At 63.3% G+C, this 15,033-nt stretch carries 14 protein-coding genes; 8 read left to right on the top strand and 6 right to left on the bottom strand.

Annotation, left to right across the window (positions count from 1 at the left end; all coding sequences use genetic code 11):
- Positions 1–72: 72 nt before the first annotated feature.
- Together LG30_RS0110270 and LG30_RS0110265 are read right to left on the bottom strand one after the other, a co-directional pair.
- Positions 73–1,215, bottom strand: a complete 1,143-nt coding sequence (locus tag LG30_RS0110270; RefSeq protein ID WP_033130602.1) for a 3-phenylpropionate MFS transporter — start codon at positions 1,213–1,215, stop codon at positions 73–75.
- Between the two features lie 251 nt (positions 1,216–1,466).
- Entirely contained in the window at positions 1,467–3,560 is a 2,094-nt protein-coding gene (locus tag LG30_RS0110265) for a TonB-dependent hemoglobin/transferrin/lactoferrin family receptor (RefSeq protein WP_033130601.1), read from the bottom strand.
- 201 nt (positions 3,561–3,761) lie between these two features.
- Between LG30_RS0110265 and LG30_RS0110260 the strand changes: the two genes are divergently transcribed.
- The 3 genes from LG30_RS0110260 to LG30_RS0110250 are packed head-to-tail and all read left to right on the top strand — an operon-like array spanning position 3,762 to position 5,743.
- On the top strand, positions 3,762–4,739 hold the full coding sequence (locus LG30_RS0110260) for a ChaN family lipoprotein (protein WP_033130600.1): 978 nt from the start codon (positions 3,762–3,764) through the stop codon (positions 4,737–4,739).
- A 20-nt stretch (positions 4,740–4,759) separates the two neighbouring features.
- Positions 4,760–5,311: a cysteine hydrolase family protein gene (locus LG30_RS0110255; protein WP_033130599.1), complete on the top strand. Its 552-nt coding sequence runs from the start codon at positions 4,760–4,762 to the stop codon at positions 5,309–5,311.
- Positions 5,312–5,350: 39 nt separating this feature from the next.
- Positions 5,351–5,743 carry a hypothetical protein gene (locus LG30_RS0110250; protein WP_033130598.1) on the top strand — a complete coding sequence of 131 codons (393 nt, stop codon included), beginning with the start codon at positions 5,351–5,353 and terminating at the stop codon, positions 5,741–5,743.
- Between the two features lie 71 nt (positions 5,744–5,814).
- Here the strand turns inward: LG30_RS0110250 and hutZ are convergent, their stop codons facing one another.
- On the bottom strand, positions 5,815–6,372 hold the full coding sequence (hutZ, locus tag LG30_RS0110245) for a heme utilization protein HutZ (RefSeq protein WP_033130597.1): 558 nt from the start codon (positions 6,370–6,372) through the stop codon (positions 5,815–5,817).
- Positions 6,369–6,881 (bottom strand): heme utilization cystosolic carrier protein HutX, encoded by a 513-nt coding sequence (gene hutX / locus LG30_RS0110240; protein WP_033130596.1) that lies wholly within the window; start codon positions 6,879–6,881, stop codon positions 6,369–6,371. Before hutX ends, hutZ begins: the two co-directional genes overlap by 4 nt.
- A gap of 170 nt (positions 6,882–7,051) precedes the next feature.
- Here hutX and LG30_RS0110235 point away from each other — a divergent pair, with 170 nt between their 5' ends.
- The 3 genes from LG30_RS0110235 to LG30_RS0110225 are packed head-to-tail and all read left to right on the top strand — an operon-like array spanning position 7,052 to position 9,728.
- Positions 7,052–7,891: a heme/hemin ABC transporter substrate-binding protein gene (locus tag LG30_RS0110235; protein ID WP_033130595.1), complete on the top strand. Its 840-nt coding sequence runs from the start codon at positions 7,052–7,054 to the stop codon at positions 7,889–7,891.
- Positions 7,888–8,919: a FecCD family ABC transporter permease gene (locus LG30_RS0110230; RefSeq protein ID WP_033130594.1), complete on the top strand. Its 1,032-nt coding sequence runs from the start codon at positions 7,888–7,890 to the stop codon at positions 8,917–8,919. The genes LG30_RS0110235 and LG30_RS0110230 overlap by 4 nt, the downstream gene beginning before the upstream one ends.
- A gap of 14 nt (positions 8,920–8,933) precedes the next feature.
- Positions 8,934–9,728, top strand: a complete 795-nt coding sequence (locus tag LG30_RS0110225) for a heme ABC transporter ATP-binding protein (RefSeq protein ID WP_033130593.1) — start codon at positions 8,934–8,936, stop codon at positions 9,726–9,728.
- Between the two features lie 252 nt (positions 9,729–9,980).
- Here LG30_RS0110225 and LG30_RS0110220 read toward each other — a convergent pair whose 3' ends face one another.
- Entirely contained in the window at positions 9,981–10,589 is a 609-nt protein-coding gene (locus LG30_RS0110220; protein WP_033130592.1) for a YitT family protein, read from the bottom strand.
- A gap of 294 nt (positions 10,590–10,883) precedes the next feature.
- On the opposite strand from LG30_RS0110220, the gene LG30_RS0110215 reads away from it, so the two are divergent.
- Positions 10,884–12,227 carry a UDP-glucose dehydrogenase family protein gene (locus tag LG30_RS0110215; RefSeq protein ID WP_033130591.1) on the top strand — a complete coding sequence of 448 codons (1,344 nt, stop codon included), beginning with the start codon at positions 10,884–10,886 and terminating at the stop codon, positions 12,225–12,227.
- Positions 12,224–13,222, top strand: a complete 999-nt coding sequence (locus LG30_RS0110210) for an NAD-dependent epimerase (protein ID WP_033130590.1) — start codon at positions 12,224–12,226, stop codon at positions 13,220–13,222. Before LG30_RS0110215 ends, LG30_RS0110210 begins: the two co-directional genes overlap by 4 nt.
- 75 nt (positions 13,223–13,297) lie before the next feature.
- On the opposite strand, the gene LG30_RS0110205 is transcribed toward LG30_RS0110210, so the two are convergent.
- Entirely contained in the window at positions 13,298–14,998 is a 1,701-nt protein-coding gene (locus LG30_RS0110205; protein ID WP_052100976.1) for an ArnT family glycosyltransferase, read from the bottom strand.
- Positions 14,999–15,033: the final 35 nt, after the last annotated feature.

The raw sequence follows: 15,033 nt of genomic DNA, 5'->3' as shown, positions 1-15,033 counted from the left end.
TATTCCCCTGTCCAGATATGTTGAGAGCCGCGCCAGTCTAGAACCCTGACGAGGCGGTGTCATCCTGCTCGCTCAGGCCGGTGCCCCTTCGGCCGCCGTGCGCAAACGCAGGAAGAAGACCGGCAGCACCACCAGGATCATGATGAAGAAAATTCCCCCACCGAGTGGCTCGAACAACAGGCCGCACAGCGCCATCAGTGCCGCCACCGTGATGCCAAGACCCAGTGCTGCGTAGAGTGCCTGGGTGGGAATGAGCTGCTCGGGGGGCAGTTGGCGGGTCATGAAGCGGATAGCCCCCAGGTGGCTGACGCAGAAGGTGACAGCATGCAGCAACTGGCCGAGCACCAGCACCCACAGCTCGCTGGAGGCGCCGAGCAGGCTCCAGCGCACCACGCAGCCGATGGCGCCGACCAGGAACAGGGTCTGGGCCCCGAAACGCTGGAGGAAGCGCTTGTCGGCGGCAAACATGCAGATCTCCGCCACCACCCCCAGCGCCCACAGATAGCCGATAATGGTGCCGCTGTAGCCTTCGGCCTTCCAGTAGATGGCGCTGAAACCGTAGTAGGCAGCATGACTGCCTTGCAACAGGGCGGTGATCAGCAGAAAACGCCGTACCGGCGCGGATTTAAGGGTCTCCTTCAGCGAGGCCTTGGCCCGCTCCCCTTGCAACTCCTGTGGAGCGGGCCGCAGCGGTAGCGCGCTCAGCATCAACATCAGCAGTAGCCCGGCCACCATGGTGTGCAGCACCCAGTCGCTGCCAAAATTGCCGACCAGGGCGCCGACCAGGGTGGAGGCGACGATAAAGGCGAAGGAGCCACACAGCCGCACCTTGCCGTAATCGAGGTGGGCCTGCACCACCATGCGGGTGGCCAGCGCCTCCCCCATGGGCATCAGGGTCGGGTAGATGAAGTTCGCCACCAGGGTCAGCACCACCAGCCACCAGAGCTGATGGCTGACATAGAATCCGAGGAAGGCCAGCAGGCTCAGCACACAGAGCAGCCGGGTGACGGGCAACAGGTGCCCAGCGCCCTTGAGCTGTCCCATTACCACCAGGTTGCCGGCGAAACGGATCGCCATGCCCGCCCCGAGCAGCAGGCCGATCTGCTCGGCGCTCACGCCTATTCCCTCCAGCCAGAGCGACCAGAACGGCAGATAGGCGCCATAAACGAAGTAGAAGGCACCAAAGAACAGGGCTAACCAGGAGAAGGCAGGCATAAGGACTCGGCAACGGCGCAAGGGGGACAAATGATAACCGATTTTGGCGCGCCGATCCCCTCGCGCGGGAGAGAATAAACATCATAAATATCAACAGCGTTAAACCCTTGTCCCGGCCCTGCTTCATTGAGTCACGCCACCTCTGCTGGCGGCACAATCCTCCGGCTCAGATTACCTTTTGGGTCGGCGCACAATAGGCAAAACGAGAAAGGGGCCCAAGGGCCCCTTCGTCATCACAGTCAGGTTGAGTATCAGAACACGTACTTGACGCGGGCGCTCAGGTTGCGGCCCGGCTCGGTCTGGTTGGTGGTATCGCTGGTCGCACTCAGGCCGGTGATGCTCTCGTAGTTGACGTATTCCTTGTCAAACAGGTTGAAGACACCGACGTTGAGCTGCAGATCCTGCATCGGCTTGAACTGGGCGTAGATGTCCACCACACCCCAGCCGGCGCTCTTGATGTTGTCGTTGCCGCGGGAATCCTTGCCCACCTTGTCCATGTCATCGGCGAAGCGCAGGGCGGTGTTGAGGTTCCAGTTCGGCTGTTCCAGGCGCAGGCCAAGGCTGCCGTTGAGCGGGCTCAGGCTGTTGATGTAGTTGCCATCCCCATCCTTGCCTTCGATGTAGGCCAGGTTGCCCCAGATGTTGACCAGATCATTGAGCCAGTAATCGGCCTTGGCCTCGACCCCCTTGGTGGTCGCCTTGTCCAGGTTCTGATACTGATAGATGGCGGTGCGGCCTTCCATGCCGATCTGGGCCAGCTCAATGAAGTCCTCGAACTTGTTGTAGAAGGTCGCCACTTCGTAGCTGAAGCCACCGGCGCTGCCACGTACCCCCAGATCGATACCGTCGCTGCTCTCGGGCTTGAGGTCCGGGTTCGGCTCGATGCGATAACCGTACGCCTGATGGTTCAGGGTGGAGAAGGCGTTGTCATACATGGGTGCCTTGAAACCGTGGCTGTACTGGGCAAACAGGTTGGCCGCCTCGTGCGCCTTGAACACCAGCCCCAGCTTGGGTGAGAACTCCCCTTCGGAGAACTTCTTGAGCTTCTCGCCGGTGTAAGCCGGATCTTCGTCCGGGGTCATCTTGTAGTATTCGTAACGGGCACCCGGGGTCAGCACCCAGCGCTCGCCAAACTTGATCTCGTCAAAGGCCCAGAGTGCGGCGCGCTCGCTGGTGGTGGACGGGAAGCTCAGCTCGTTGTAGCCGACGAAGTCACCGGGCTTGGTCGGCGCCTTGAAACGGGTCCGCTCGTTGTCGGTGTGCTCATACTCGACGCCCCAGGCCAAACGCTGGCTGGCGAGGGCCTTGCTGAATTTCACCTGAGCCCCCAGGCTCTCCTGGTCGAAGCCGTTGCTGTCCAGGGAGTTCTTGGTCACATAAGGGTTGTTCGGGCTGACCGGATACTTGGAAGAGGCATACTGATCCAGGGTCTGCTTGGTACGAGCGTAATAGAGCTTGCTGTCGACCCGATCGGCCCAGACCTGGTTCAGGGCGAGGCCATGATCCAGCATCAGGGAGAGGTTGTCGGTGTCCTTGTCGGTGATCGGCTGCTTGAAGACGGAGCCCGCCTTGGTCAGATCGACGGCGTCCGGATCCTGTCCCTCGGTGAAGTAGTCGAGGGTCAGTTTCAGGAACTGATCGTCGCTGACATTCCACTGGCTCTTGAACAGCACGGCCTGGCTGACGATGTCGAATTCGTTCTTGTCGCTGTCGTAGTTCTGGGTCACACCGCCATCGCGCCAGGTGTAGCGCAGCAGACTCTCCACATCACCGGTACGCAGGGCGCCTGTGATGCCAGCCATGTTCTGGTGGCTGCTGGAGGCATAGCCCGTGGTCGCGTCCAGATAGCTGTCCCGGCCCTTGAGGAAATCGCTGGCGTCCTTGGTGGTGATGGCGATGACGCCACCCAGGGCATCGGAGCCGTAGGCGGCGGAGGCTGGCCCCTTGGCCACCTCAACCTGCTTGATCATGTCGGTATCGAAATAGGTCTGGCCTACCCCGCCGTTCTTGTAGGCGTCGTTCTGGCGCACCCCGTCCTGCACTATCTTGACACGGTTCTCGCCCATGCCACGAATGACGAAGGTCTGGGCATCGCCCGCCCCGCCCAACACGGAAACACCCGGCTCGTAGCGGAACAGGTCGGCGACGTTGCTGACGACCTGCTCTTCGATCTGTTCGGAGGTGATGACGGAGATGGGGCCTGAGACATCTTCCAGTTTCTGCTCCATCCGGGAGCCGCTGACGACAATGACTTCATCGGCTTTCTTGTCTGCTGCGAAGACAGGGGAAGCAAGGCCCGCCGCCACGGCGAGAGCAATCAGTGAGGGGGTGTTGTTGTGCGCCACTGCAAAATCCTTATTGAGAATTATTATCAAGCGGAAGGCATATTACCCAGCTCGCAACAAAGATCAATAATAAAGTGAATCATTCTCATTTTCTTTTGTCGTGATTCAGTTTTACACTAGCCCCTCTTTTTTCCCGCTCGCCATGCTGCCATGGTATGGCGCGACCCCGTTTCCATTCTCTGCCATTGCTAGTGAGATACCATGACTCGACGACTGCCCCTGCTCGCCCTGCCCCTGCTGCTGGCCGCCTGTGCCACCCCACCGCAGACAGAGGCACCCCGGACGCTCTATCACTACCAGCTCGGCGAAGGACAGGGCGATAAGCCACTCACCCTGACGCAGGCGCTGGACAAGGTGGCGGACGCCGACATCGTACTGGTCGGTGAGCTGCACACCCATCCGGCCGTGCACCTGTTGCAGGCTCGCCTGCTGGCGGGGCTGACCGAGCGCGCCCAGGCCGATGGCCGGGCGCAGGTACTCTCCATGGAGCAATTCAGCCGCGCCGATCAACCGACCCTGGACGCCTATCTCGCCGGCCGCATCGGCGAAGCGGCGCTCATTCGGGACGGCAACGCCTGGCCCAACTACCCGAGCGACTATCGCCCCCTGGTGGAGTTTGCCAAGGCGCAGCACCTGCCCGTTATCGCCGCCAACGCCCCCAAGCCGCTGGTCAGCTGTGTCGGCCAGGAGGGACCACAGTGGCTGGACAAGCTGCCCGCCAACCGCCGCAGCCAGCTCGCCCGAACGCTCACCCTGAGTGACGATGGCTACCGTCAGAAATTCATGGCCTCCCTGCATCACGGCGATGCCGACGGCAATGCCCGCCGCTTCGCCGCCCAGACCAGCTGGGATGACACCATGGCCGAGAGCATGGTCGACTACTTAGGCAAACACCCCGGCCAGCGCATCATGCACATCGCCGGCAACTTCCACGTGGAGGGAGGGCTTGGGATCGCGAGTCGCATCGCCAGCCGCAACCCGGCCCTCAAGGTGGCGCTGATCGTGCCAGAAACGCCCTCACAGGCGGATGACAAGGCGCCAGCCGGCCGCGCCCCCGAGGTGAGGGTCCGGATCGCGCCCCTGCCGGAGCGCTGGCTAAATGCCGATGAAATGAAGCAAGATATGGGTGCGCTGCATCAATCCCGCAGCCGTGACTGCAGCCAGTGGTTGCAGCCCTGACAATCGCCTGAGGATCTCATATGGATGTGTTACTGGTCATTGACATGCAACAGGGGTTATTCGATTCACCCCGCCATCAGGATGCGCAGGTCATCGCCAATATCAATCGACTGGCAGACGGCGTGCGCGCCAGCCAGGGGCGCGTCATCTATGTGCAGCACGACGAGCCGGGCTCGGAGCTCGAACCCCACAGCCCAGGTTGGCAACTGCATACCGACCTGACCCCGGCCCCGGGGGAGAGCCGGGTACGCAAGACCGCCTGTGACAGCTTCCTCGACACCGAACTCGGCTTCCTGCTGGCAGAGCAGGCGGTGGACAGGCTGCTCATCAGTGGCTGCGCCACCGATTTTTGTGTCGACACCACGCTGCGCAGCGCCGCCAGCAAGGGATTCGACGTGACGGTGCTGACCGACGCCCATACCACGGCGGATCGCCCCCACCTCAGTGCGGAGCAGATCATCGAGCACCATCACTGGATGTGGCAGCACCTCAGCCTGTCAAAGGGCAGAAGCGTGACCCTGCTCACCACCGATCAGTTGCTCGGCGTCACGCAACCGGTATCGGCGTGTTAAGCTGCCCGCCCCTGTCGACCTGATCTGATGGAGTCTTCCTTGCGTCTATTGCCTGCCGTCGTCTGCATGCTGTTGTTATCGCCGCTCACCGCCTGCTCCAATCTGGCGGGATCGGCACCGGATGGCCCGGCCCCCCTGTTTCGCACCCACATCAACGAAGAGGGGAGCAAGCGCTTCACCTTCGAGGCCGCCCCGCTCGAGGTGCTGCCGAGTCGGTTGCAGGATGCCAATGACAACAGCAAGGCTCTGCTGGAGCGCCGGGAGGCGCTGCAGGACGAACAGCTGACCCAGACGCTCGCCACGCGCAAGTATTGCCGCGCCGGCTACATCGTCCTCAGCCAGACCTCCTGGAAGGTCCGGGGAGAATGCAACGAGACCGCCACCCAGGCCGATCGCAGCGCCTTCCCCAACCTGGCCTCCTGGCAAGACTGAACCTCCGCAGGATAATCCCATAAAAAAACGGGCAGCCCAGGCTGCCCGTTTTGTATCTCATGGTTGCACCATCAGACCGGCGCATCTGTCTCGCTGGTCAGCTCGGCGCCGTTGTCGACACGCTTGTGCCCTTCCACCAGATGGACAAAGTCCACCAGCTCGTCACCGGAGACACGGAACGCCTGGCCGAAGCCCTTGACGAACAGACCCTGCTCCGGCTTGAGGCGGAACAGCACGAAGTCCTTGAGGTTGGACAGCCCCTTGACGATATCGCCAAAGCGCCCTTCCAGGGCCCCGATGGCCTTGCCCCAACGCTCGTCATCCCGTGCCACCACTTCGGCGACCGCATCGAAGGTGAGACGCTTGCGGGCAAACAGCTCGCGGGCGCCATTCTCGTCTTCGATCAGCATCAGCGACACCTTGGGCACCTGTTGCAGGTTGCGGGCATGGCGGGCTATCTCGGAGATCAGCACATAGTAGCCATCTTCCTGCAGCACGAAGGGGGCATAGCTGGCATTGGGATTGCCTTCACCATCCACGGTCGCGAGCTGCAGGGTACGGCAACCGTCACGAAACTCACGGATCTCCGGTTGCAGACGGTTCTGCAGACGTTCCTGACGTTCACTCATGCTTTCACTTCCTCATTATGCTGGCGGCGCAGGGCCATGAAGCGCTCCACCTGGTCCGGCAGCAGCTGACGCTGCTCGTCACGCCCCAGATAGACCTTGAAAATGCAACGCCCGCTGTGGCCAAAGAACTGGAAGGAGTGCCCCTCCTTGCCCATGAACAGCTTGCTGACCAGGGCGATGCCGACCACGTTGTCGAGCTTGAGGTGACCGTGCATCTCGCCGTCACGGCCCATCAAGTTGTAGTAACCGCGTGCGGTCTTGCCCTTGGGGAAGGGGGCCTTCACCTCGAAGATGGAGCCATCGGATTCGACTATGGTGGTCACCGGGCCCCAGCTGGCCAAGTCGGCCAGCAAGGCTTCCGCCTGCTCGGCCGGCACCAGGGTCACCAGCTCGGCGGGCAGGTGGCGCACCACTTCCCACTCGCTGACCGCCAGTTGGCTGGCGATGCTGGAGGGATGGGCGCCGGGATCTTGCTCCAGCAGCTCATGAATGCGTTGTGCAATGCTCATCGGTTCTCCCTTGGGATAATCTGGCTATTGTGCTCTGTATCGCGGCGGATACTGTAATAAAGCGGCGGCCCCAACGCAATTGATAATCGCTTTCATTATCAGTGCATTTTTTTCACGGGCTTGATATTCTCGGCGGCAATCCCACTCTCATTCATCCTTCGGAGGTTCGCATGGGCCGTCGTTTTGCCCTCGCACTCAGCCTGCTCGGCTGCGTATCCCTTTCATTGTCTGCCACGGCGCAAGAGCGCATCGTCAGCGTCGGTCCTGCCACCACAGAGCTGATCCTGGCGCTCGGCGGAGAAGCGAGCCTGGTCGCAACCGATGTCAGCAGCCCCGAGCCCAAGGCGCTGCCCAGGGTTGGTTATCACCGCGCCCTGGCCTCCGAAGGGATCCTGAGTCTGGCACCGACCCGGGTAGTCGGCAGCGACGAGATGGGCCCTCCCTCTACCCTGGAGCAGCTGCGCCGCGCCGGCGTCAAGGTCGATGTGCTGGCCACGGCGCCGACCCTCGCGAACCTTAATCAGCGCATCGATACCCTGGCCGCATTGCTGGGGGATCCCGCCTCAGGCGTCAAGCTGAAAGCCGAGATCGCCAGCCAGAGCGATCAGCTGGCGGCCCAGGCCAGCCAGAACAAACCGCTCAAGGTCGCCTTCCTGCTGCTGCACAAGGGTCAGCCCACCAGCATCGCAGGCGGCAATACCACCGCCAGCGCCCTGGTGACCCTGGCCGGCGGCATCAACCCGGTGGCCCAGTTGCACGACTACAAACCCGTCTCCACCGAATCTCTGATCGAGATGCAGCCGGACCTGGTGCTGGTGAGCGGTCGTGACTGGCAGCAATATCAGAACATCGACAGCGTGCTGGCCCAGGTGCCCGCCCTGGCCGCCACGCCGGCTGGCAAGAACAAGGCCATCCACGCCATCGACGGCCATGCCCTGCAAGGGGGGCTGAGCCTGAGATCGCTGCAACAGGCGAGCCAGATCGCCCAGTGGATCCAGCAGGGTTCATGATGCGCCTGCCGCTGCCCTGGCTGATCGCGCTTACCGGCACCACCCTGGCGTTGCTGCTGGTCGGGTCGCTCGCGACCGGCCCCATGGCACTCTCCTTTGGCGAGAGTCTGCAGGCGCTGTTCGCCGGCAAGGAGAGCGGGATCGAAGCGCACAAACTACTGATCGTGCAGGAGATCAGACTGCCTCGCACCCTGTTGTGCATCGCCGTGGGGGGCATACTCGGCCTCTGCGGCGCCGTGATGCAGGGGCTGTTTCGCAATCCCCTCGCAGATCCCGGCATCATAGGGGTGTCCGGTGGTGCAGCCCTCGGCGCGGCCCTCGCCATAGTACTGCTGGCCCCCCTGGGTCAGCAGTGGCAGAGCCTGCTCGGCATCGGCCTGCTGCCCCTGCTCGCCTTCCTCGGCGGGGCGCTGACCACCACGCTTGTATATTTGCTGGGCACCCGTGAGGGTGGCACGTCCGTCACCGTCATGCTGCTGGCCGGGGTCGCCATCACGGCCCTGTCCGGCGCCGTGATCGGGCTGCTCACCTATCTGGCCGACGATCAGATGCTGCGTAACCTCAGCCTGTGGCAGATGGGATCCCTGGCCGCCGGCAAACCGGCCGACGTGGCGCTGGCGCTGGCGACCCTGGTCACTCTGTTGCTCTTGTTCGTGCGCGACGCCAATCCCCTCAATGCCCTCTTGCTGGGCGAGGGAGAGGCCCGGCATCTGGGGGTGAACGTGCAATCCCTCAAGCGACGCCTGATCCTGCTCACCGCCGCCGGTGTCGGCGTCGCAGTGGCGGTGGCGGGCATGATCGGCTTCGTCGGACTGGTGGTGCCCCACTTGGTGCGGCTGCTGGCTGGCCCCAACCATGTCAGGCTGCTACCCCTCTCGGCCCTGCTCGGTGCCGCCCTGTTGCTCGGCGCCGACATGCTAGCCCGCACCCTGCTGGCACCGGCCGAGCTGCCGGTTGGCATCATCACCGCCCTGCTCGGTGCCCCCTTCTTCATCTGGTTGCTGGTCAAGAGCCGCCGGACGCTTTAACAGGAGAGCTGCTCTTGCCTGGATCATCCTCACCCGCCCTGCTTGACTGCCGGCACCTCAGCCTGACAAGGGGCGATCGCCTCATCCTGGACAGGCTCAACCTCTCCCTGCACTCGGGCACCCTGACCGCCCTGCTAGGCCCGAACGGGGCGGGCAAGAGCTCGCTGCTCAAGTGCCTGACCGGCGAGCTGGAATATGACGGCGAGATCGCGTTGTTTGGTCGCGAGCGGCAAGCCTGGGCTGGCAACGCGCTGGCCCATAGCGTCGGCGTGCTGCCCCAGAGCTCGTCGCTGAACTTCCCCTTCCTGTGCGAAGAGGTGGTGGCCATGGGCCGGCTGCCCCACACCGAACCCGGCAGCCGCCGTGACGAGATAGTCAAAGCCGCCATGATCCATGCCGGCGTCGAGCATCTGACCGGACGCCTCTACCCCGGCCTGTCGGGAGGAGAGCGCCAGCGGGTACAATTTGCCCGGGTGCTGGCCCAGATCTGGCAAGCACCGGAAGAGCCGCAGGCCCCCCGTCTGCTGCTGCTCGACGAACCTACCTCGGCGCTCGATCTCAAGTATCAGCATCAGCTGCTCACCATGGCCCGCGCCCTCGCCGGTCGCAACACCGCCGTGCTGGTGGTGTTGCACGATCTGAATCTGGCGGCGCGCTATGCCGACCGGCTAGTGATGCTGGAGCAGGGCAAGCTGATGGCGGACGGCACCCCGGCCGAGGTGCTGACCCCGGAGCTCATTGCGCGGCTCTACGACTACCCGGCCCAAGTACTGCATCACCCCGATACCGGCCTGCCCATGGTGGTGTGACGCCAGGCTCATCGCACTCCCGATATACACGACTACCCGGCCCAGGTGCTGCATCACCCCGATACCGGTCTGCCCATGGTGGTATGACGCTAGGCTCATCGCACTCCCGATATACACGACTACCCGGCCCAAGTGCTGCATCACCCCGACACCGGCCTACCCATGGTGGTGTGACCGCGAATTTGTCAGCGAAACGCAGATAACAACAGAGCGCCCGAGGGCGCTCTGTTGGTTTCGACTGGCGGGGCCGCATCAGGCTATCTGATAACGGCCCGGCTTGTGATTGAGTGTCAACACCAGGTTACAGATGATGGCAGCCACCACCGAGAGGCCCAGTAGCCAGGGCGATACCACGAAGAAGGAGGCGATGACGATGGCGCAATCAAGCCCCATTTGCAGCTTTCCTGCCCGGATGCCGAACTTGTCCTGGATGAAGAGCGCCAGAATATTGAAGCCACCCAGGCTCGATTTGTGGCGAAACATGATGAGCAACCCCATGCCGATCAGGGTGCCGCCGATGAGGGCCGCGTAGACGGGCTCTATCTTGCCAATCTGCAGCACCCCATTAAGGTGGTCCGTCATGAAGGAGACGACCGCGACCGAGGCGAAGGTATTGAGGGTGAAACGCGGCCCCATCCTGAGCCAGGCCAGGGCGTAGAACGGCAGGTTCATGCAGAAGAACAGCAGGCCGAAGCTCAGGCCCGTCATCTGTTGCAACAGCAGCGCCAGCCCGGCGGTGCCGCCGGTGAGCAGCCCGACCTGATGAAACAGGAAGATGCCGAGTGATACGAAACCTGCCGCGGTCAGCAGGGCGAGCACATCCTCATAGATCGGATGTGCCAGGCGGGGGGTGTTGTCCATAACCGATGTCCATAGCGAAGTGAAAAGAGTGTCTGCCCTGCGGGCATGCGAGCCCCGTGTATCGGGGCTTCGTTATGAGCACAGTGTCCGGTTTGAGTGAGCCAGATCACAAGAGTGCGGCCCAACGCCCCGAAACAGTGCGCGTCAGCCCGGCGTTACACTCCTTGCACCAAAATATGCCATTCGCACCAGCCTGCTCTTAGCCTGAACGAGTCGCAGGATCCCGCTGATCGAACACGCAAATCGTTCTAGAATGGAGGCCTTGCCACTGCCAGCACCAAGGAGCAACAGCAGATGAGAGTCACCGTATTCGGAATAGGTTACGTGGGGCTGGTCCAGGCCGCAGTGTTGGCCGAGATGGGCCACCAGGTGACCTGTGTGGATGTGGATGCCGCCAAGGTCGAGCGCCTGAAGGAGGGCATCATTCCCATCTTCGAACCCGGTCTCGCCCCCATGGTGGTGGCCAACCATCAGGGCGGTCGCCTGCACTTCACCACGGACGTGAACGAGGGGGTGAGCTTCGCCGAACTGATCTTCATCGCGGTCGGCACCCCGCCGGATGAAGATGGCTCTGCCGATCTCAAACACGTGCTGGCGGTGGCGGGCACCATAGGCCGCCTGATGCAGGGCAGCAAGGTGGTGGTCAACAAGAGCACTGTGCCGGTCGGCACGGCCACCAAGGTACGCCAGCATATCGCCACCATCCTCACCGAGCGCGGCGTCAACTTCCCGCTCGAGGTGGTCTCCAATCCGGAGTTTCTCAAGGAAGGGGCTGCCGTGGCCGACTGCCTGCGGCCGGATCGCATCATCATCGGTACCGACGCTGCCCACGCCATCGCCTTGCTGGAGGAGCTGTACGCCCCCTTCAACCGCAATCACGATCGCATCATCCAGATGGATGTGCACAGCGCCGAACTCACCAAGTACGCCGCCAACGCCATGCTGGCCACCAAGATCTCCTTCATGAACGAGATGGCCAATCTGGCGGAGAAGCTGGGGGCCGACATCGAGGCGGTGCGCAAGGGCATAGGCGCCGATCCGCGCATCGGCTACCACTTCATCTACCCCGGCTGCGGTTATGGCGGCTCCTGCTTCCCGAAAGACGTCAAGGCGCTGATCCACACCGCCAGCGAGATTGGCTGCGAGGCGCCCCTGCTGCGCTCGGTGGAGCGGGTCAACGATCGCCAGAAGCACAAGCTCATCGAGCGGCTGCACCTGCACTTCGGCGCCGATCTGCGCGGGCTCACCTTCGCGCTCTGGGGCCTCGCCTTCAAGCCCAACACCGACGACATGCGCGAGGCGCCGAGTCGGGTACTGATGGAGGCCATCTGGGCCGCTGGCGGCAAGGTGCAGGCGTTCGATCCCCAGGCCATGAGCGAGGCCCAACACCTCTACGGCCTGCGGGACGACCTGAGCCTGTGCGGCACCCAGGAGGCGGCCCTCAAGGGTGCCGACGCCCTGCTCATCTGCACCGAGTGGCAGCAGTTCCGTGCCCCCGACTTCGAGCTGATCCAGCGCACCCTGACCCAGCCCGTCATCATCGATGGCCGCAACCTCTATGATCCGGCCCGCCTGCGCCAACGCGGCTTCACCTATTACGCCATCGGTCGCGGCGACAGCCTGGAGCGCCCCCAATGAAATACCTGGTCACCGGCGCCGCCGGCTTCATCGGCTTTCACGTGGCGCAGCGGCTCTGCGCCGAAGGCCATCAGGTGGTCGGTATCGACAACCTGAATGACTACTACGAGGTGAGCCTGAAGGAGGCGCGCCTCGCGCGGCTCAGCTCCCTGCCCGGCTTTCGCTTCGAGCGTCTGGATCTCGCCGATCGCACCGCCATGGCGGCGCTGTTTGCCGGAGAGCTGTTCGAGCGGGTGATCCACCTCGGCGCCCAGGCCGGGGTGCGCTATTCCCTCGACAACCCCTTTGCCTATGCCGACAGCAACCTCACCGGCACCCTCACGGTACTGGAGGGGTGCCGCCATCACGGGGTGCAGCACCTGGTCTACGCCTCGTCGAGCTCGGTGTATGGCCTCAACGAGCAGATGCCGTTCAAGACCTCGGACGGGGTGGATCACCCCGTCTCCCTCTACGCGGCGAGCAAGAAGGCCAACGAGCTGATGGCCCACTCCTACTCCCATCTCTATGGCCTTCCCACCACGGGACTGCGTTTCTTCACCGTCTACGGCCCCTGGGGACGGCCCGACATGGCGCTGTTCAAGTTCGTGCGCGCCATCCTCAAGGAGGAGCCCATCGACATCTACAACCAGGGCCAGCTCAGCCGGGACTTCACCCATATCGACGACATAGTGGAAGGCATAGTGCGCATCGCGGACCGGCCACCGGTCGGCGATGCCAACTGGCAGGGACAGACCGACACCAGCCCGGCGCCTTATCGCCTCTACAACATCGGCAACGGCAGCCCGGTGCGATTGCTGGACTTCGTGGAGGCCATAGAGACGGCGCTCGGCAAACCGGCGGTTCGCAACCTGTTGCCGATGCAGCCCGGCGACGTGCTCGCCACCTGGGCCGACACCGGATCCTTATTCGAGGCCACCGGCTATCGCCCCCGGGTCGCCTTGAAGGAAGGGGTAGAGAGCTTCGTCGACTGGTACAAGGCGTACTACCGGATCTAAACGCACCGACCGCGCTGACAATAAAATGAAAAGGGGCTGCCACTGGCAGCCCCTTTTCTCGTTGTCGTCAGGACCTCATTGCCCGGCGTGAGGACCCGGTGCGTAGTGGAAGGGCTCGACCCTGGCGGCCAGGCCCTGGCACTCGGGCTTCAGCGCCGCGCTGTCGGCCAGCAACCAGTCGGTGCGATGGCGATTGCCGAGGTTCTCCATCCGCGCCGGATCGAAGCACACCGTCATGATGTCGGCGGCGCCCAGCACCCAGCGCTTGGGTGCGCCGGCGACCCAGGCCGCCGCCTCGCGAGCCTGCTCCCCATCGGGCATCTGATAGGAGTAGTGCCAGAGCGGTTGCTGGCTGAACAGCAGGTGCTGCTCCTTGAAGCCGGCGAGCAGCAGCTCATCCCCCGCAGGCACCCGCTCTGCCGCCAACGTCATCACGCCCTGCGGGGTGCGCATATCGTTGAGCTTCACGCAGATCCAGCTGGAGTAGATGAGCCAACCTACAGCCAGAGAGCAGAGGATGGCACTGAGCGGTGCACGGCGCAGCAGAGCATTGATGAGCAGCAGTGCCGCTCCCATGGCCAACACGGGTAACCAGGGCGCCGGACCTAGGTCACCGACCTTGCTCGCCAGCTTGGTACTGAATGCCAGCGCCCCGGCGCCCCCCACACAGAGGATCCCCAGCAGCCAACCTAGCCCTCCCAGCAGACGAGCGGGCCAGACCCGCGTCAGCAGCGCGCCGATGAAGGGAGCTGCCAGCAACGCCAGCGCCGGTGTGCCCGGCGTGACATAGACACCGCGCTTGCCCGGCGAGGCCGAGAAGAAGACGATCACCAGCACCAGATAACCGAGCAGCAGTATGATCCGCTTGTCCCGCGCCAGGATCCCCTTGTGCCATTCCCCCACCAGCCAGGGCAGCAGCAGGGAGAGCGGCAGCCAGAACGGCGGTATCACCGAGCTGAGGTAGTACCAGAAGGGTTTGACGTGGTGCCAGGCGTTGGCATAACGGGTCACCGTCTGGCGCAGCAGGATATTGTCCCGATACGCTTGCAAGATGGGGTCCCCGCTTTGAGCCACGGTGCCCAGCATGGGCACCAGCCACAGGCCGATGGCCAGCAGCATGAACAGGGGCCCGGCCAATCCCTTGAGCCAATCGGCCCGGGAGGCTGTACGGATCTTCTCCCAGTGGGTCCAGATTGCCGGGATCAGGATCAGCAGGGCCAGCAGCCCCACCCCCTTGGTGATGATGCCAAGCCCGGCGGCGAACCAGCCGAGCCAGTACCAGCGCCAGCCGCCGTCACAGAGCAGGAAGCGGATGAAGCCATAGACCCCGAGGGTGATGAAGCAGGTGACCAGCGCATCGATCTGCGCCGTCTTGGCCTGCAGGGTGAACTGGACGGTGAACAGCAGCAACAACCCGGCCAGGAAGCCGACCGACGGGCTCCACAGACGGCGACCCAGGTCCCACACCAGGGTGATGGTCAGCAGACCCGACAGCAGGGAGGGCAGCAAGAATGCCACCTTGATGGAACCCGTCAGCACATAACCGATGGCAATCCCCCACATGAACATCGGCGGCTTGTCCGGATAGATCTCGCCACCGCGCATGGGGAACAGCCATTGGCCGCTCTCCACCATCTCCTTGGCGATCAGAGCGAAGCGCGGCTCGTCGGCGGGCCAGGGATCTCGCAGGCCGAGGCCAGCCCCCAACACCACCAGCGCGATCAGCAGCAGCCAGCCGAGGGAAGTCTGATTGAGCAGGTAACGATCATTCACCATGGCAAGCCTCGTTATGGGTCAGCTTGTCCCGCTTC

The organism is Aeromonas aquatica (assembly GCF_000764655.1).
Lineage (GTDB): Bacteria > Pseudomonadota > Gammaproteobacteria > Enterobacterales > Aeromonadaceae > Aeromonas > Aeromonas aquatica.
The sequence above is the reverse complement of the archived record's forward strand: the minus strand, read 5'-3'. Positions and strand labels throughout refer to the sequence as shown.